The 17,297-nt window shown below is 72.2% G+C and carries 16 protein-coding genes; 11 read left to right on the forward strand and 5 right to left on the reverse strand.

Going from position 1 to position 17,297, the window contains the following annotated elements:
• The first annotated feature begins 10 nt into the window (after positions 1-10).
• From Q8791_RS28005 to Q8791_RS28020, 4 genes are all read left to right on the forward strand, one after another.
• On the forward strand, positions 11-742 hold the full coding sequence (locus tag Q8791_RS28005; RefSeq protein ID WP_330094832.1) for a phosphocholine cytidylyltransferase family protein: 732 nt from the start codon (positions 11-13) through the stop codon (positions 740-742).
• A gap of 5 nt (positions 743-747) precedes the next feature.
• Positions 748-1,797 (forward strand): iron-containing alcohol dehydrogenase family protein, encoded by a 1,050-nt coding sequence (locus Q8791_RS28010; protein ID WP_330094847.1) that lies wholly within the window; start codon positions 748-750, stop codon positions 1,795-1,797.
• Positions 1,775-2,545 (forward strand): CDP-alcohol phosphatidyltransferase family protein, encoded by a 771-nt coding sequence (locus Q8791_RS28015; RefSeq protein WP_330094833.1) that lies wholly within the window; start codon positions 1,775-1,777, stop codon positions 2,543-2,545. Before Q8791_RS28010 ends, Q8791_RS28015 begins: the two co-directional genes overlap by 23 nt.
• 314 nt (positions 2,546-2,859) lie before the next feature.
• Entirely contained in the window at positions 2,860-3,690 is an 831-nt protein-coding gene (locus tag Q8791_RS28020; RefSeq protein WP_330094848.1) for a glycosyltransferase family 2 protein, read from the forward strand.
• Positions 3,691-3,882: 192 nt separating this feature from the next.
• Here the strand turns inward: Q8791_RS28020 and Q8791_RS28025 are convergent, their stop codons facing one another.
• Positions 3,883-4,368: a MarR family winged helix-turn-helix transcriptional regulator gene (locus tag Q8791_RS28025; protein WP_330094834.1), complete on the reverse strand. Its 486-nt coding sequence runs from the start codon at positions 4,366-4,368 to the stop codon at positions 3,883-3,885.
• A 161-nt stretch (positions 4,369-4,529) separates the two neighbouring features.
• Here Q8791_RS28025 and Q8791_RS28030 point away from each other — a divergent pair, with 161 nt between their 5' ends.
• The 6 genes from Q8791_RS28030 (at position 4,530) to Q8791_RS28055 (ending at position 10,310) form a co-directional block, all read left to right on the forward strand.
• Positions 4,530-5,699, forward strand: a complete 1,170-nt coding sequence (locus Q8791_RS28030; protein WP_330094835.1) for a PP2C family protein-serine/threonine phosphatase — start codon at positions 4,530-4,532, stop codon at positions 5,697-5,699.
• Positions 5,700-5,847: 148 nt separating this feature from the next.
• Positions 5,848-6,759 (forward strand): STAS domain-containing protein, encoded by a 912-nt coding sequence (locus Q8791_RS28035; protein WP_330094836.1) that lies wholly within the window; start codon positions 5,848-5,850, stop codon positions 6,757-6,759.
• Positions 6,756-7,151, forward strand: a complete 396-nt coding sequence (locus Q8791_RS28040) for an STAS domain-containing protein (protein WP_330094837.1) — start codon at positions 6,756-6,758, stop codon at positions 7,149-7,151. Before Q8791_RS28035 ends, Q8791_RS28040 begins: the two co-directional genes overlap by 4 nt.
• Positions 7,148-7,588 (forward strand): anti-sigma regulatory factor, encoded by a 441-nt coding sequence (locus Q8791_RS28045; protein WP_330094838.1) that lies wholly within the window; start codon positions 7,148-7,150, stop codon positions 7,586-7,588. Before Q8791_RS28040 ends, Q8791_RS28045 begins: the two co-directional genes overlap by 4 nt.
• The gene (locus tag Q8791_RS28050) at positions 7,585-8,631 is read left to right on the forward strand and encodes a SpoIIE family protein phosphatase (RefSeq protein WP_330094839.1); all 1,047 of its coding nucleotides are present in this window, start codon (positions 7,585-7,587) and stop codon (positions 8,629-8,631) included. Before Q8791_RS28045 ends, Q8791_RS28050 begins: the two co-directional genes overlap by 4 nt.
• On the forward strand, positions 8,628-10,310 hold the full coding sequence (locus Q8791_RS28055; protein WP_330094840.1) for a PP2C family protein-serine/threonine phosphatase: 1,683 nt from the start codon (positions 8,628-8,630) through the stop codon (positions 10,308-10,310). Before Q8791_RS28050 ends, Q8791_RS28055 begins: the two co-directional genes overlap by 4 nt.
• Before the next feature lie 118 nt (positions 10,311-10,428).
• On the opposite strand, the gene Q8791_RS28060 is transcribed toward Q8791_RS28055, so the two are convergent.
• The 4 genes from Q8791_RS28060 to Q8791_RS28075 all read right to left on the reverse strand — a co-directional run bounded on the left by Q8791_RS28060 (position 10,429) and on the right by Q8791_RS28075 (position 15,795).
• Positions 10,429-11,034 (reverse strand): malonic semialdehyde reductase, encoded by a 606-nt coding sequence (locus Q8791_RS28060; protein WP_330094841.1) that lies wholly within the window; start codon positions 11,032-11,034, stop codon positions 10,429-10,431.
• Positions 11,035-11,124: 90 nt separating this feature from the next.
• On the reverse strand, positions 11,125-12,297 hold the full coding sequence (locus Q8791_RS28065; RefSeq protein WP_330094842.1) for a glycosyltransferase: 1,173 nt from the start codon (positions 12,295-12,297) through the stop codon (positions 11,125-11,127).
• A gap of 274 nt (positions 12,298-12,571) precedes the next feature.
• Entirely contained in the window at positions 12,572-13,939 is a 1,368-nt protein-coding gene (locus Q8791_RS28070; protein WP_330094843.1) for a nucleotide sugar dehydrogenase, read from the reverse strand.
• A 104-nt stretch (positions 13,940-14,043) separates the two neighbouring features.
• On the reverse strand, positions 14,044-15,795 hold the full coding sequence (locus tag Q8791_RS28075; protein WP_330094844.1) for a glycosyltransferase family 4 protein: 1,752 nt from the start codon (positions 15,793-15,795) through the stop codon (positions 14,044-14,046).
• A 232-nt stretch (positions 15,796-16,027) separates the two neighbouring features.
• On the opposite strand from Q8791_RS28075, the gene wecB reads away from it, so the two are divergent.
• Positions 16,028-17,140: a non-hydrolyzing UDP-N-acetylglucosamine 2-epimerase gene (gene wecB / locus Q8791_RS28080; protein WP_330094845.1), complete on the forward strand. Its 1,113-nt coding sequence runs from the start codon at positions 16,028-16,030 to the stop codon at positions 17,138-17,140.
• Positions 17,141-17,297: the final 157 nt, after the last annotated feature.

Below are 17,297 nucleotides of genomic sequence, written 5' to 3' on the forward strand. Positions count from 1 at the left end.
ACACGCCCTCATGCTCGGAATGGTTCTCGCCGCAGGCGCGGGGCGCCGGCTGCGTCCTTACACCGACACCCTGCCCAAGGCCCTGGTGCCAGTCGACGGCGACACGACCATCATGGACATCTCGCTGCGCAACCTGGCCGCCGCCGGGCTCACCGACGTCGTCGTCGTGGTCGGCTACCGCGCGGAGGCCGTCGAGGCGCGCAAGGAGGCCCTGGAGGAGCGCCACGGCGTCAAGCTCACCCTCAGCTACAACGACAAGGCCGAGGAGTGGAACAACGCGTACTCCCTGTGGACCGCGCGTGAGTTCTTCTCCGAGGGCGTCCTCCTGGTCAACGGCGACACCGTCCACCCGGTGAGCGTCGAGGAAACGCTACTCGCCGCCCGGGGACCGGAGCTCCTCCTCGCGGTGGACAACGTGAAAAGCCTCGCCGACGAGGAGATGAAGGTGACCCTCGACGAGGGCGGCCACCTCAGGAACATCACCAAGCTCATGGACCCGGCCACCGCGGCGGGCGAGTACATCGGCGCCACCCTCATCGAGAGCACCCTGGCCTCCCGCCTCGCCGACGCCCTCAAGGCCACCTGGGAGCGCGACCCGCAGCTGTACTACGAGGACGGCTACCAGGAGCTCGTCAACCGCGGCGAGAAGATCGCCGTGGCGCCCATCGGCAAGGTGGACTGGGTCGAGGTCGACAACCACGACGACCTCGCCAAGGCCAGGGAGATCGCGTGCCACTACTAGCCCGCATGCTTCCCTCCCCGCTGGCGATCGACGTGCGGCGGGGGGCGGTCTCCTCCCTCGGAACACTGCTCGCCGACCGGCGGATCGCCACCGAGGGCCGCATCGCCGTGGCGGTCGGCCCGGGGCAGGGCGCGCAGATCGCCGCTGACCTGGACCTGCCCAACTGCGAGGTCTTCCACGTCGAGCAGGGCACCGTCGACGCCGCCAACGAGCTGGGCAGGAAGCTCCGCTCCGGCGCGTACGAGGCGGTCGCCGGCATCGGCGGCGGCAAGACCATCGACGTCACCAAGTTCGCCGCGACGATGGCGGGCATCCCCATGGTGGCCGTGGCCACGAACCTGGCCCACGACGGCATCGCCTCCCCGGTCAGCTCCCTGGAGCACGAGGGCGGCAAGCCGTCCATCGGCGTCACCATGCCCATCGCCGTCGTCATCGACGTCGACTACGTCCACGCCGCGCCCTCGCACCTGGTGCGCTCGGGCATCGGCGACGTGGTCAGCAACATCTCGGCCATCGAGGACTGGGAGCTGGCCGGCCGCGTCAACGGCGAGCCCGTGGACGGCATGGCCGTCACCTTCGCCCGCGTCGCGGCGGAGGCGGTCCTGCACCGCCCCGACTCCGTGGAGTCCGACGCGTTCGTCACCGTCCTCGCCGAGGGCCTGGTGCTCTCCGGGATGGCCATGTCGGTGGCAGGGTCCAGCCGTCCGGCCAGCGGCGCGTGCCACGAGATCCTGCACGCGGTCACCCAGTTCCACCCGGGCGTCAGCAACCACGGCGAGCTGGCCGGGCTGGGCGCGCTGTACGCGTCCTTCCTGCGGGTGCGGCACCTGGGCTGGTCCGAGTCGCGGATGAACGAGATCCGCGACTGCCTGGTCCGCCACGAGCTGCCCGTCGTGCCCTCCGACGTCGGTCTCGACGAGGCGGCGTTCGCACGGGCGGTGGCGCACGCGCCGGCCACCCGTCCGGGACGGTTCACCATCCTGGAACACCTGAACCTCTCCGAGGACGAGATCGGACGGAGCGTCAAGGACTATGTCGAAGCCGTCGGTCGCTGAGGTCCGCGCAGGGGGCCAGCCCGCCGGTATCAAGGAGCGGACCAACGAGGAGCACTGGGCGGGCCGCCTCTACATGCGGGACGTCTCCCCGTACCTGACGACGTTCTTCGTCCGGCTCCGCGTCCCGCCCAACCCCATCACCTACCTCATGATGGTGTTCGGGGTGCTGGCCGGCGTCGTCGTCGCGTTCGGCGGCCTGTGGTCGGCGATCGTCGCGGCCGTGTTCATCCAGGTCTACCTGCTGTTGGACTGCTCCGACGGCGAGGTGGCCCGGTACACGGGGCGTACCAGCGTCGCGGGGATCTACCTGGACCGGATCGGGCACTACGTGTCCGAGATCGCGCTCCTCATCGGCCTGGGCATCCGTGCCCAGGGCGAGTGGGAGGCGGGCGGCTGGGTGGTCCTGGGCATGGCCGCGGCGATCGGCGTCGCGCTGATCAAGGCCGAGACCGACAACGTGGTGGTCGCCCGCGCCAAGGCGGGGCTGCCCGAGAAGGTCTCGGACGAGGCGATGCGCCCGAAGTCCTCCGGGCTGAGCCTGGCGCGCCGCCTGGCCTCCGCCCTCAAGGTCCACCGCCTCATCCAGGCGGTGGAGCTGTCCCTGATCATCGTGGTGGTCGCCGTGGTGGACGCCTTCCTCGGCGACCTGGCGGCGACCCGCTTCCTGGTGGTCGCGTGCGCGGCCGTCGCCGTGCTGATGAGCTTCGCCCACTTCGTGAGCGTTCTCGCCTCCCGGCGCCTGGAGTGACCCGCTCCCCGGCGCGGTCGACGCGCCGGGGACACCACCTCTGCCCACGGGGCCGGGGGCGCTACCCCGTCCACGGCCCCGTACACCTCTCTTTTATTCTTTCGTTAGTCTGTTTCTGCGAATGTTGGCGAATGTCAACCTGCCAGCAGCCTGTCGTCCACTGAACGGTCGCAACCATGGCCACACCCGTGATTCCACCCGCGTCGGACACCGCGACGTCCGCGGCCGAGGTCTCCCGAGCGCCCAGAGCCGAACGGAGCCGCTCCCAGGTGTCCGGTAGCAGCAAGCCCACACTGTCCTGCGTCCTGCTGACGATGGGCACCCGCCCCGCCGAGCTGCGCCGCGCGATCACCAGCGTGTTCGAGCAGGAGGACGCGGACGTCGAGGTCGTGGTCGTCAGCAACGGCGCGGAGCTGCCCGAGCTGCCCGAGGGCGTGACCACCGTGCTCCTCCCGGAGAACGTCGGCATCCCCGAGGGGCGCAACCACGGGGTCAGGGCCACCGAGGGCGACGTCATCCTCTTCCTGGACGACGACGGCTGGTACCGCTCCACCGACCTGGCCCGCCACGTGCGCGAGCGCTTCGCCGCGGACACGTCGCTGGGCGCCCTGTCCTTCCGCATCGCGGACCCCGACGGCGGCCCCGACCAGCGGCGCCACGTGCCGCGCCTGAGGGTGGGCGACTCCCGCGAGTCGAGCGTGGTCACCACGTTCCTCGGCGGGGCCTGCGCCATCCGCCGCACCGCCTTCGAGGCAGGGGGCGGGCTGCCCGGCGACTTCTTCTACGCCCACGAGGAGACCGACCTCGCCTGGCGCATCATGGACTCCGGCTACACGATCGAGTACGACGCCGACGCGGTCATGTACCACCCGGCCGTGGCGCCGACCCGGCACGAGAACTTCTACCGGCTCAACGCCCGCAACCGGGTGTGGCTGGCCCGCCGCAACCTGCCGTGGCCCCTCGCCTTCGCCTACCTCGGCACCTGGGTGGGGCTGACGGTGCTGCGCGAGCGCGACCGCGCCGCGCTGCGCTCGTGGTTCGCCGGGTTCCGCGAGGGCTGGCGCGAGGACGCCGGTCCGCGCACCCCGATCCGCTGGTCCACCGCCTGGCGGATGACCCGCGCCGGACGCCCGCCGATCATCTGACCCCGGGTCGGCCCCCGGCGCCGGGGGCCGACCGTGCCGCTCCCCGGACGCGGATGTCCTCCGCGTCCCGCTGTTCACCGCCGCGCCCCCCGCGGAAGCGGCGCCGGCCGGCGCCGCCCCCGCACCCGGGCGGCCGACCGGGGCCGCCCCCGGGAGCACCCGCCCCGCCGGGCGCGGCCCGGGCGTGTGCCCTCAGGCCGTGCGGGAGGGCGGCAGTTCGGCGCTGTCCGCCCGTGTGTGCTCCGCCGCATCGCGGAAGGCCGTCAGCCCCTCCAGGAGCATCGCCCTCGAGCGCGGGGACATCTGGTCGATGACTCGGTGGAGCTCGAACTCCCTGCGACTGCGGAGTTCCCGGAGGAACAGCCGGCCGCTCTCGCTCAGCCAGAGCCTCAGCTCCCGGCGGCTGTTCGGGCTCGCCGTCCTGTTGATGAAGCCGACCGCCTGCAAACGGTCGCATAGCCTGCTGGTGGACGGCGGCGTCGATCCCAGGCGCTCGGTCACGTTGCGCAGGCTCACACCGTCCTCCTCCTCCAGGACGAAGAGGACCTTGAGCTGTGAGGGGGAGACCGGGGCCGAGGCGACCGCGCGTCCGCGCCCCCAGAGCACTTCCATCAGTTCGGTGACGGTGGAGGCGGCCAGGGCCGTCTCCACCGTGTTCTGCCGCGAATCAGTACTCACTGCCCACTCTCACAAATCGCGTCTGTGAGTCATTCCTGGCCGTTGTCGGCAATCAGGTATTCCTATGACGATAACGGAACCCGCCTCCGATGTCCGACGACCGTACCCGTGACGGTTCGCGGGCATCCCGCGTCCCCCACAGAGAACACAGGTCGACCACAGTGAACAGATCCGAGGCCGTCGCGCGGTCCCTGCGCGAAGCCGATCCGCACCGGCTCCTGGCCGTCCTTCGCGCCTCGCTCGCCGAGCACTACGGAGCGGTCTCCGCCGAGCTCCTCCTTGCAGACTACGGGCTCACCGTGCTCTGCCACGTGACCGACTCCGACAGGGAGGGGGTCGGTCAGTTCTCCGTGTTCAACAGTGTCGTGGGCCGGGTGTTCGGGTCCCAGGAACCCTACGTCGAGAGGCGGGCGGCACCCGGCCTCGTGGCCGTCCACGTTCCGGTGTCCGTGCGCGGGGACCGCCTCGGCGTGCTGACCGTCGAGACGGAGGACGCCGAGCGGGCCGAGGACGACCTCCGCGAGCTCAGGTGGATCGCGGACATCCTCGGCCACGCCCTCCTCGTGGCCGAGCGGGACACCGACCTCTACCGCGTCCTGCGACGCAGCGACCGCCTGACCCTGGCGGCGGAGATGCAGTGGGACCTGCTCCCGGGGCGGGCCTACGAGTGCGCCGAGTACAGCATCGGGGCCCAGCTCGAACCCGCCTACGCCGTCCACGGCGACAACTTCGACTGGGCGGCGGGCACCGACCGCCTCATCCTCGCCGTCACCAACGGGATGGGGGAGGGGGTCGAGGCGTCGCTCCTCACCAGTCTGGCGGTCAACGCCCTGCGCAACGCCCGCAGGGGAGGGGTGCCCCTGGCCGACCAGATCGCCCTCGCGGACAAGGCGGTCTACGCCATGCACGGCGGAGAGCGCTACCTGGACGTCCTGCTGCTCGGCTTCGACCTGGCGACGGGGCGGGTGGAGGTGGTCGACGCGGGCTCCCCCCGCCTCTACGTCCTGCGCGGGGGCCGCGTCTTCCAGACGCCCTTCGAGGCCCAGCTCCCCCTCGGGATGGCCGAGGACAGCGTGTACGACACGCAGCACTTCGACGTCGAGCCCGGGGACCGGCTGGTCTTCGTCAGCGACGGGGTGTTCGACTCCGGCATGCGACTCGGGGAGGCGTTCGGGGAGAAGGCCCTGGCCCGGGCGATCCTGGCCACCAGGCTGCTGCCGGCTGCCTCGGTGCCCCAGGAGGTGCTGCGCCACCTGTTCGCGCACCAGGAGGGTAACGAGGCCATCGACGACGCCCTCGTCGTCTGCCTCGACTGGCGCGGCAGGGCGTGACGGGGTGGCCGCTCCGCCGCGGCCCCCGGTTCCGAGGCCGTGACCGGGACCGGGAAAGTACTCTTTCTCTGGTAGACAATTGTCGTGCGGCAAATGATCATCACGCGCCACCAGCCGGGTGGCGCGCGCACGGCGCCAGGGAGAAGACATGAGCGACGGCCCGCCCGATCACCCGACCAGGCCCGGGAGCCGGGTCGTCATCGGCCTCCTGCGGCGCCGGCGGGAGCAGATCGCGCAACGGTGGGCGGACCTCCCCCTGTTCCTGGCCGTCTTCACGGTGACCCGTGACGAGGCCGTGGAGGCATGCCACGCGGTCGTCGACTCCCTGGTCGAGGTCGGGGAGAGCGGGCGCGTCGACGACCTGGAGGCCCCCGGCTTCCACCCCATCCGCGAACAGCTCGTCTCCATGACCGCCTCGCGCGGCAGGTCCGGCCTCTCCATCGGCCAAGTCGACCGGGAGGTCGGCGCGCTGCGCGACGCCGTCCTCGAACTCCTGGGAGCCGAGTCCGCCGACCTCGACGCGGAGGACGTCGCCGAGGCCCGCGTGTACATGGTCACGCTCCTGGCCACCCTCCGGGTCGTCGTCATCGAGACCATGCTCCAGGAGAACCAGGAGATCGTCGCCCGGCAGCGCCAGCAGCTGCTGGAGATGGCGACGCCGGTCATCAAGCTCTGGGACCGGCTCGTCGCGGTGCCGCTCATCGGCATGCTCGACAGCGCGCGCAGCCAGGTGGTGATGGAGAACCTCCTGGAGGCCATCGTCGAGCACAACGCCACCGTGGCGATCCTGGACATCACGGGCGTGCCGACGGTGGACTCGCTCGTCGCCCAGCACCTGATGAAGACCGTGGCCTCCGCCCGCCTCATGGGCGCCGAGTGCGTGATCTCCGGTATCCGCCCGGCCATCGCCCAGACCATCGTCCAGCTCGGGCTCGACCTCGGGCCCGTCACCACCAGGGCCACCATCGCGGACGCCCTCCAGTGGGCTCTCGAACGGGACCGGCGCGGTGAACTGCCGGCTCCCGCGGCCCGGTCGAGCGCGCATCGGACCGGTACGTGACAGGGACATCCCCCATTCCCGTGATCGACCTGGGCGGACTGCTGCTCATCAGCGTCAGGGGCGAACTGGAGGACGACGAGGCCGTCGTCCTCCAGACCGACGTCACCGACGCCGTCGCACGCACGGGCTCACGGGGCCTCATCATCGACATCAGCGCGCTCGACGTCGTCGACTCGTTCCTCGCCCGCGTGCTCGCCGAGGTGGCCCTGGCCTCACGCCTCCTCGCCGCGCGGACGGTCCTGGTCGGCATGCGTCCGGCGGTGGCGATCACCCTGGTCGAACTCGGTCTGGCCTTGGAGGGCATGACGACCGCGCGGACGGTCGTCGACGCGGCAGCCGGCTTCGGGGTCACCCTCACGGCGGCCGACGCGGCGGAACAGGGCAGCCCATGACCCGGGCCACCGAGGAGCCGCTGCGCCTGCCCATCCGCAGGGACACCGACCTGACCGTCGTGCGCCAGCATGTGCGCTCCGCGGCCCAACGGCTCGGTTTCGGCCTGGTACAGCAGACGAAGGTCGTGACCGCGGCCAGCGAGCTCGCCCGCAACACCCTCCTGCACGGAGGCGGCGGGGAGGCCGAGATCCGTGTCCTGCACGGCGAGTCCGGCCCGGGGCTGTCGGTCAGCTTCGTGGACTCCGGGCCCGGGATCCCCGACGTGGGCATGGCACTGACGGACGGCTACTCCACGGCGGGCGGACTGGGCATGGGGCTGAGCGGTTCCAAGCGGCTCGTCCAGGACTTCGCCATCGACAGCAGCGCCGAGCAGGGGACCAGGGTCACGATCACCGCCTGGAGCGACCCGTTCGCCGCGCGCCGGGGAGTGCGGTGACCAGGGTCTGGGAGCTGACGGTCGGCGACGCCACGCGCGTGCCCGAGGCGGCGCGCGCGGCCACCGCCGCCGCGCGCAGTGTCGGACTGGACGGCTCCCGCACGGCGGCGGCGGCCCTCACCGCCTCCGAACTGGCCACCAACATGCACCGGTACGCCGGAGGCGGCCGGTTCGTGGTCGAGGTGGCGCAGGAAGCGTGGGGAGGCGCCCGTGCGGTGCAGATGCTGGCGGTGGACCACGGTCCGGGCATCGCCGACCTGCCCCGCGCGAGGGAGGACGGGTTCTCGTCGTGGAACTCGCTGGGCGCCGGCCTGGGGGCCTGCGCCCGGGCGGCGGACTTCTTCGAGGTCCACAGCCGTCCCGGCGCGGGGACCGTGGCGGTGGCCCGGTTCGCCCCGCCCGGTGATCGGGCGCTGTTCGACGGCCGGGCCGTCACCGGCGGCATCCACATCCCCCTGGGCGGCTATGCGAACTCCGGGGACGCCCTCGCCTTCCGGAGCGGGTCCGGCCGCCGCACGGTCATGCTCGCGGACGGCCTCGGCCACGGCGACGCGGCGGCGGAGGCCTCCACCCTGGCGGCCCGCTTCGTCCGCGCGAACGGGGGAGAGGCTCCCGCGGCGCTGCTGCGCGGACTCCACGGGGCGCTGCGGCACACCCGGGGCGCCGCCGTGGCCCTCGCGGACATCGACGAGTCGAGGCACCGGATCACGTTCTGCGGTGTGGGGAACGTCGAGGCCCGTCTGTACCGCGGCGGCCGGTGGGAGGCCCTGCTGTCCAGGCCGGGCATCGTCGGGGCCTTCGCGATGCGCACGCCGGCCCCGGTCGGGCGCGACTGGGGGCCGGGGGACATGCTCGTCCTGTACAGCGACGGCCTGCCGAGCCGCTGGAGCCCGGAGGGCGTCGAGCGCCTCCGGGGCCACGACGCCGCGGTCGTCGCCGGGACGGTGTTCCGGGACGCGAGCAGCGCGGCCCGCCCGCTGAGGGACGACACCACTGTCGCGGTCGTCACGCACAGCCCGCCCGCCGACGGAGAAGGACCATGACAGAACCGCTGCTCCGATTCCGCGTCGGCACCGTGGTGGACGTCGCGCTGGCGCGGGCCGCCCTGGCACGCGTGCTCGAACCCGCCGAGGCGTCGGACGAGGACGTCCTCCAGTTCCTCGAGGGCGCCGCGGCCCATGCCCTGAGCGAGGTCGAGGGGCACGGTACGGCCGAGGTGGTGGTGGAGCGCGCCGAGGACGGGACCGCGCTGAGGGCCACCGTCGCCGACGGCTCCGGCGCCACCCTGTGGTCCGCCTCGATCGGGCTCTCCGGGTCGTCGCCCCCGGTGGGGGCGGTGCCTCCCGGCCGCGAGGTCGAGGTCCTGTCCGCGGAGTTCCTCCGTACCTCCGGCCGTGCCGGGGCCGTCGCCGCGCTGGCGGCGGAGCGCTCACGGGAACTGGAGTGGCACCAGCGCGAACTGGAGGACACCAACCAGGGCGTCCTCGCCCTCCACGCCGAACTCGCCGAGGCGAGCGACGAGCAGCAGCGCCTGCTCGTGGCCGAACGCGAGGCCCGGGACGAGGCGGAGGCGGCCCGCAACAGGTTGACGTTCCTCTCCGCGGCCGGCGCCCGGCTCATGACGTCGCTGACGCGGACGGAGATCCTCGCCACGCTCCACGGCCTCCTCATCCCCCGGCACGCCGACGGCGTCCGCATGTGGCTCTCCGGTGAGGACGGGAACCTCGGCGGGCCCGACGCCCACGGCGTCCCGGTGTCCCCGACCGCGCTCCTGGCCTCGGCCCGCCGACGGCCGGTGGACGATTCGGCCGGGAGGGGGGAGCTCGCACTCCCGCTCCTGGCGGGGTCGGAGCTGCTCGGCGTCCTGGAGCTCTCGCGGGAGGGGCCGGTGTACCCCGACGACGAGGTCGTGCTCGTCGAGCTCTCCCGGAGGGTGGCGGCCTCCCTGGACAACGCGCGCCGCTTCGAGCGGGAGCGCGACACCGCCACCGCACTCCAGCGGGCCATGCTCACCGAACTCCCCGCCACACCGGCGATGGACCTGACCGCCCGCTACCTTCCCGCCACGAGGGGCATGAACGTGGGCGGCGACTGGTACGACGTCTTCCCGACGCCGGACGGCGAGTTCATCGGGGTGGTGGGGGACGTGACCGGCCACGGTATCCACGCCGCGGTCATGATGGGGCAGTTGCGGACGGCCCTGCGCGCCTACGCGCTGGAGGAGCGCAGCCCGGCCGTTCTGCTGGGGCGCCTCCACCGGTTCCTGGACCACCTGGAACCGGACCTCTTCGCCACCGCCGTCATCGTCCGCTTCCGCCCTGGGGACTCCGCGGTGGTGATGGCCGGGGCGGGACACCCGTCCCCGCTGCGGCGCGACGGCGCCGGCGCGGTGCGCACCGTCGATCTCGGCTCCGGAGGGATGCTCGGCCTCCCCGTCGACCTCACCTTCACCGACCACGCCGTCGAGCTGCCCCCGGGGACGGCGCTGCTGTTGTACACGGACGGCCTGGTGGAGCGGCGGGGAGAGCTGATCGACGACGGCATCGGCCGGCTCGCGGAGAGCTTCGGCGGTTCGCCCCACTGGCCGAGCGCTCCGGAGGTGGGGGCCGACGAGCTGTTGGACACCATGCTGGACCACGAGGACTGCGACGACGACGTGTGCCTCCTCGTCTTCCTCGCACCGGACGCGGACGGGGGCCCGGACGCCGGGCCGCCGGGCTAGGCCGCGGCCCTCTTCCGGCCCGCGTCCACCGGGCTTCCGCACCGCGGTTCCGGGGGCCGGCGGAGCACGACGGCGAGGGGCCGGACACCCGACGGTGTCCGGCCCCTCGCCACACGGATCAGATCTCGGTGACGGCGTCTTCGAAGTCCAGGCGGGGGAGGCGGTCGAACCAGGCGTCCGGTCCGGGGCGGCCGACGTTCATGACGACCAGCGGGCGGAGCGCGGAGTCCTCGCCGAAGAACTCCCGGCGCACTCCCTCGGCGTCGAAGCCGGTCATGGGCCCGGCGGCCAGACCCGCGGCGCGGACCCCGATGATCAGGTACGCGACCTGGAGGAGCGCGTTCTGGGCGGCCATGGTCTCGCGGGCCTCGACGGGCATCCCGGCGAAGTTGTCACGGGCGCCCGGGTTCACGGGGAACGTCTTCGGGAAGTGCTCGTGGAAGTCGGTGTCCGCGGACAGGATCAGCGCGAGCGGGGCCGAGGAGGTTTTCGGGGCGTTGTTGCCCGCCATGTGCTGGACGAGGCGCTCACGGGCCTCCGGCGAGCGCACGACGGTGACCCGGAGGGGCTGGTTGTTCATGGCGGTCGGCCCGTACTTGACGAGGTCGTGGATCGCGCGCACCTGGTCCTCGCTCACCGGCTCGTCGGTGAAGGAGTTGGCGGTGCGGGCGTCGCGGAACAGAAGGTCCTGCGCGGCCTTGTCGAGAACCAGCGTCTCACTCATACGTCATACCTCGGTCGTGCTCGTGATCAGGGAAAATGCCGAAACTCGCTCCGGCACGAGCACAAACATGGTTGACGGGGAAGATATTTCTTAGGACTGGTAAGTGTGGCTTCCCTCATGGACCTCTGTGTGCTGCGCCCCTCTCGGGAGGGGGACGACGGGGATCGGGCCGGTCGCCTCGTCCACCCACGCCTCCAGCTGCTTCACGAACACCCTGGCCTGCACCGGCCAGTGGTAGGACGACTGCGCGATCTCGTGCCCCGTGCGGGCCAGGCGCTCGCGCAGCTCCTGGTCGCGCCGCAGCCGGAGCACCGCCTCCGCGGCGGCCGGCACGTCCCCGAACGGGACGACCAGGCCGGCGGGGCCCTCCGGGCGACCCGTGACCAGGCCCTCCGCCATCGGGTTCGCCGTCGTCACGACGGGCAGCCCGTGGGCCATGTACTCCACGACCTTGGTCGGCATCGAGTGCCGGTAGTTCGGGGTGTCGTGCAGCAGGCTGATCCCGGCCATGGCGCCCGCGCACATGCGCAGCGCCCGGTCGTTGGGCACGAACCCGTACCAGTCCAGGACGTCCTCCTGCTGGGCCTCGCGCAGCATCGGCCGCACGCCCACGTCGGCGCCGCCGATGACCTCCAGCCGCACCCCGTGCGGGCGGAGCATCCGGCCGAGTTCGACCAGCTCGCGGGCGCCCCGCGCGATCGAGACGTGGCCGAGGTAGACGACCCGGTCGTCGCCGGGCGCACGCAGCGGGACCTCCGGGACCTCGGTGGTGTTGGGCACCACCGGGTGGCCGCACCGGAACCGGGAGCGGTACCCCTCCTCGGCCAGCAGCAGCCGCATGCGCCGCTCCGCCCGACGCTCGAAGGACCGCACCACGGCCCCCAGGGGTCTGCGCAGCGGCTTGGGCACCCACGGCTTCGTGAGCAGGGCGGCTGCCGTGTCCTCGTGCACGTCCCACACCGTCACCGGCCGGTTCGCGGGCAGCGCCAGCAGGAGTTCGGGGTCGTGGAAGAGCAGCAGGTCGGCCGCGGGCGCGTGCTCGGCGAGCACCGCCCGGGCCGCGCGCAGCGAGGACAGGCGTTCGCGCCCCGAGGCGCGCGGCACGTCCACCGAGCGCACCTCGGGCCACGGGGTCACGCCACACTCCCGGAACGGGGCCACATAGGTCACTGTGTGTCCCGCGTCCAACAGGGCGCGGATCTGCCGGTGCAGAATCCGAGCGTCCTCCGGGTGGTGCACAACCGTGGCCACAAGTGCGTGCATCGATTTCACCTACCTGTGTCACCGGATGGGACCATCTACGAAGATGATCCGCTTTGGGATGGCGGTACGAGCTGTTCGACACGGTATTCACCTGCGGAAACGTGCCGAGAAAAGCCCGGTGGCCAGGCGGGGTGTATCAGGTGAATCTTGCACCAGGGCCGTGTGAACACGAGAAGGCACGCCGGTGGACACCGTGGGTGTCCGCGTCGGCGTGCCGGTCAGGGGCCCGGGCGGGCCGGAACGGTTCGGGCGTCCCGGCCGCGTCCGGGTCGGCTCACAGGACCTGGATCCCCTCGCGCCTCGGGTGGCGCCGCACCTGGGCGGGCACGGCGGCGGCCTCGGCCTCGGGGTCCGGGCGGCGCAGCACGCCCCGGGTGTCCAGGAGCAGCCGCGCGTACTCCTCCAGCCGCTTGGGCCGGTACTCGCTGTGGTCGGTGAGCAGGATCGTCAGGTCGGCCTCGGCCAGGGCCTGGTCCAGATCGGTGGACCGGGGCACGTCCACCCCGTCGACCTGCCACGACTCCACGTGCGGGTCGTGGTAGGTGAGGGTGGCGCCCTTGGCGGCCAGCTTGCGCGCCACCGGACGGGCCGGCGACTCGCGCTGGTCGGCGATGTCGGCCTTGTAGGTGACGCCCAGCAGCAGCACCTTGGACCGTGACAGCGCCAGCCCCGACTCGTTGAGGAGTTCCTGGGCCCGCTGGATGACGTAGGACGGCATCCGGCTGTTGATCTCCTGGGCCAGCTCGACGAAGCGGAACGGGTAGCCGAGGGTCTTGACCTTGTACGACAGGTAGTTCGGGTCGATCGGGATGCAGTGCCCGCCGACGCCCGGACCCGGGTAGAACGCCTGGAAGCCGAACGGCTTCGTGGCCGCCGCCGCGATCGAGTCCCACAGGTCGACGCCCAGCTCCTGGCAGAAGATGGCCATCTCGTTCACCAGGGCGATGTTGACGTGCCGGTAGGTGTTCTCCAGCAGCTTGGCCATCTCGGCCTCGCGGGTCCCGCGGGTGCGCACCACCGTGCCCACGAAGTTGCCGTAGAAGACTGCGGCGGCCTCCCCGCACTCCTCCGTGAGCCCGCCGACGACCTTGGGCGTGTTGGCCACACCGAAGGTCGGGTTGCCCGGGTCGATCCGCTCGGGCGAGAACGCCAGGTGGAAGTCGGCCCCCGCGACCAGGCCGGACTCCTCCAGCAGCGGCCGCACCACCTCGTCGGTGGTGCCGGGGTAGGTGGTGGACTCCAGGATGACCAGGGTCCCGGGCTGCAGGTGCGCCGCGATCGACCTGGCCGCGGAGGTCACCGCGCCCAGGTCGGGGCCGCCCTCGGGCGACAGCGGAGTGGGAACGCAGATGACGATGGTGCGCGCCGCCGCCAGGCAGGCGGGGTCCGTGGTCGCTGTGAACCCGTTCTCCAGCATGCGGCGCACGTCTTCGGACGAGAGGTCGTCGACGTGCGAGACCGCCTCGTTGAGACCGTCGACGACGCGACCGCTCACGTCGAGGCCGGTGACCTTCAGGCCCGAGGACACGGCCTCGGCCGCCAGGGGCAGGCCGACGTAACCGAGACCGAGGACGACGAGATCGCTGACCGCCGCGGCGGACTGCTCAGGGACAAGGGCTGGGTTGGAGGCTGCGGCATCCACTTCGTGGTCACACTCGCATTCATTTCGTGAACGGGCGCAAGTTGTCGAGGACTGCCATTACTCAGTTCGCGGGACGTCTGAGTGTAGGTAAGCGTTGCCTCTGATTACGGGTTCTGGCCTGGTTCGGACAGTTCCTGAATAAGAACCCGATACGCCTGGCTGTAGCGGTATGCGGCCTCGGCCCACGTGCGGTCGGCACCGACGAGGCTGCGACCTGCGAGGCCGTAGGCGGCTCGCTTTTCATGACTGTAGGCGAGATTTGTCAGGACATCAGCTAGACGTGCCGATTCGCCCGCGGGAATTAACTCTCCGGTCACTCCCGGTTCCACAATCTCTCGCAGCGCGGGAAGATCACTCGCCACAACGGGAAGCCCGCCGGCCATGGCCTCCACGGGTTTCAGAGGCGTCACCACACGGCACACCCGGTCGTCCCTCCGCGGTACCGCGAACACGTCCAGTGCGGCGTGGTGCGACCGCACCTCCGACGCGGCCACCCGGCCGGGGAAGTGGGCGACGCCCTCCAGCCCCAGTGACGCCGCGTGCGCGCGCAGGGAGGGCAGTTCGGGCCCGTCCCCGACGATCAGCGCGTGGGCCCGCTCCCCGCGTTCCCGCATCAGCGCCACGGCGTCCAACAGCACGTCCAGGCCCTCGTAGCCGAAGCAGCTCGTGGTGGTCCCCACCACGAACTCCTCCGCCCCGATCCCCAGGCCGCCCCGCACCCCGGCGCCCGACGGCAGCGGCTCCAGGAACGACGCGTCCACGGCGTTGGGCACCACCAGCAGGCGTTCCCGCGCGACCCCGCGCGCCTCGATGTCGGCACGCATCGCCTCGCCCAGGGTCACCACCAGGTCGGCGGCCAGCATGCACTCCGTCTCGGAGGCGCGCTCGGCCCGGTAGAAGGCGTCGTCCACGCTCCGGGAGGGGTCGCGGGACAGCCACGACTCCTCCAGGAACCCCCGCACCTCGTACACCACCGGCAGGTCGAACCTGCGGCCCAGCTCCAGCGCCAGCCGGGCGTTGTGGTGGTTGCTCGCCGCGTGCAGCACGTCCGGACGCACGGCTTCCACCAGCTCCGACGCCATCCGAACGCCCACCGCCAGCTCCTCCGACGGGTCGGAGGGGGCCGTCCACGGGATCAGCCGGTGGTAGGCGACGCCGTCCACCCGCACCAGCGTGCGCGGGTCGCGGACGCCCTTGGTGAGCGGGTACCCGGCCCGGGTGACCACGTGCACGTCCATCCCGGCCTCGCGCTGGGCGACCGCGATCCGGTGGGTGCGCTGGGTGTAGCCCGCGTTGGTGTGCGGCAGCGCGTTCGTCACCAGGTGGAGCACCCTCGGACCGGTCCCGGGCGCCGGAGGGGCGCCCGAGGCGCGCCGACGTTCACCTGCCAGGACCCCGGGTTCACCTGTTCGCGCCTCCGGTCGCCCAGCGTTCACCGTGTCGTCGGGTCGCGTTCGGGCACCTCGGGTTAACGTGATCCCGTGATGGTCAGCCGACGGGGACGGAGACACGGGAACAGCGCGTCCCGTCGCCAACGCCGTCCGGTGCTCAGCGGCCTCCCGGGCCGCACCCCGGGGGAGGCGTTCGACCAGTTCACGGGCGGTATCAGCATCACCCGCAGCCAGGCAGGCGGCCACCAGGCGGCCCACCCGGCGGGGCGACGCGCCGTCCGCGGCCTCGAACACCGCCTCACGGGCGTCCTCGCGCCGTCCCTGGTCCCACAGGGCGTAGGCGCGGGCCCGGCCCCCCAGGCGGGTGGCCAGGGAGCGCGCCGCCCGGCGGGGCGGACCGGGCGCCAGCCGCAGCGCCAGCAGCGGCAGACGCGCCGGGTCGGAGCGCAGGTGTCGCCAGGCCAACGACACGGTGAACGTCACCGCCCGCGGCCAGCGGGTACGCGGACGGGGAACCTGGGATTCGGAAGTCTGGGTGTCATGCACGGTCAGTCACATAACCATGCGGACGTGACCACGTGGTGACACCACGGCGACACGGACGGGACGGCTCGGGCAAGGAACACCACCGGTTCCGGCATACCGCCCCTTCGGCAACGATGAGAACACCACCCCAACAGAAGGAAACGTGAGAGTCGTGGCAACGAGCGCCCCTCTTGGGAGCCAGGACACCGGGATCGTGCACGTCGTCGGCGCACGTCCCAACTTCGTCAAGGCCGCGCCCGTCGTCTCCGCCCTGCGCGGGCGCGGAGCCCACCAGGCGGTAGTCCACACCGGGCAGCACTACGACGACCGCATGTCGGCCGTGTTCTTCCGCGACCTCGGCCTGCCCACCCCGGACGTCGACCTGGGCGTCGGCTCCGGGTCGCACGCGGCGCAGACCGCCGCGCTCATGGTGGGCCTGGAGGAGGAGTTCGTCCGGCGCGAGCCCGGGATGGTGGTCGTCTACGGCGACATCAACTCCACCGTCGCCGCCGCCCTGGTGGCCGCCAAGCTGCACATCCCGGTCGCCCACGTGGAGGCGGGCCTGCGCTCCTTCGACAACACGATGCCCGAGGAGATCAACCGCAGGGTCACCGACCAGCTCAGCGACCTCTGCTTCGCCACCAGCCCCGAGGCCATCGGGCACCTCGCCGCGGAGGGGATCTCACCCGACCGCGTCCACCTGGTCGGCAACCCGATGATCGACACCCTCCTGGCCAACCTCGACCGCTTCGACGCCGACGCCCTGCGCGCCCGCCTCGACCTGCCGGAACGCTACGTCGCCGCCACCCTGCACCGGCCCGCCAACGTGGACGACCCCGACAGCGTCGCCCGCCTCACCGAGCGCATCCACGAGATCGCCGACCTCGCCGACGTGGTCATGCCCGTGCACCCGCGCGGCAGGGCCGCCTTCGACCGCGCCGGACTCGGCGACCACCCGCGGGTGCGCCTCCTCGAACCCCTCGGCTACCTCGACTTCGTCGCCCTCACCCGCGGCGCCGCCGCCGTCGTCACCGACTCCGGCGGTGTGCAGGAGGAGACCACCATGCTCGGGGTCCCCTGCCTCACCCTGCGCCCCAACACCGAACGGCCGGTCACCATCACCCACGGCACCAACCAGCTCGTCACGGAGGCCGACCTCCTCCCCACCGTCACCAAGGTCCTGCAGGGGCAGACCCCCGACAGGCTCGGCGACGACACCCCGCCCCTCTGGGACGGCCGGGCCGGGGAGCGCATCGCGTCCGTCCTCACCCAGTGGTCCAGGTGACGCCGATGCCGTACGCACGACAGCCGAGCCCGGTCCCCTCCCCGAGGGAGCACCGGGAGGGCGCCGCCCCGATCCCGTGCCCGCGACACCGCCGGGACGACCGCCGAGTCGTCCGGGTACCCGCACAGCGGTCCGGGTGACCCCCATGGCACACACC

The organism is Nocardiopsis codii (genome assembly GCF_036327455.1).
In the GTDB taxonomy this organism is placed as follows: Bacteria; Actinomycetota; Actinomycetes; order Streptosporangiales; family Streptosporangiaceae; genus Nocardiopsis; species Nocardiopsis codii.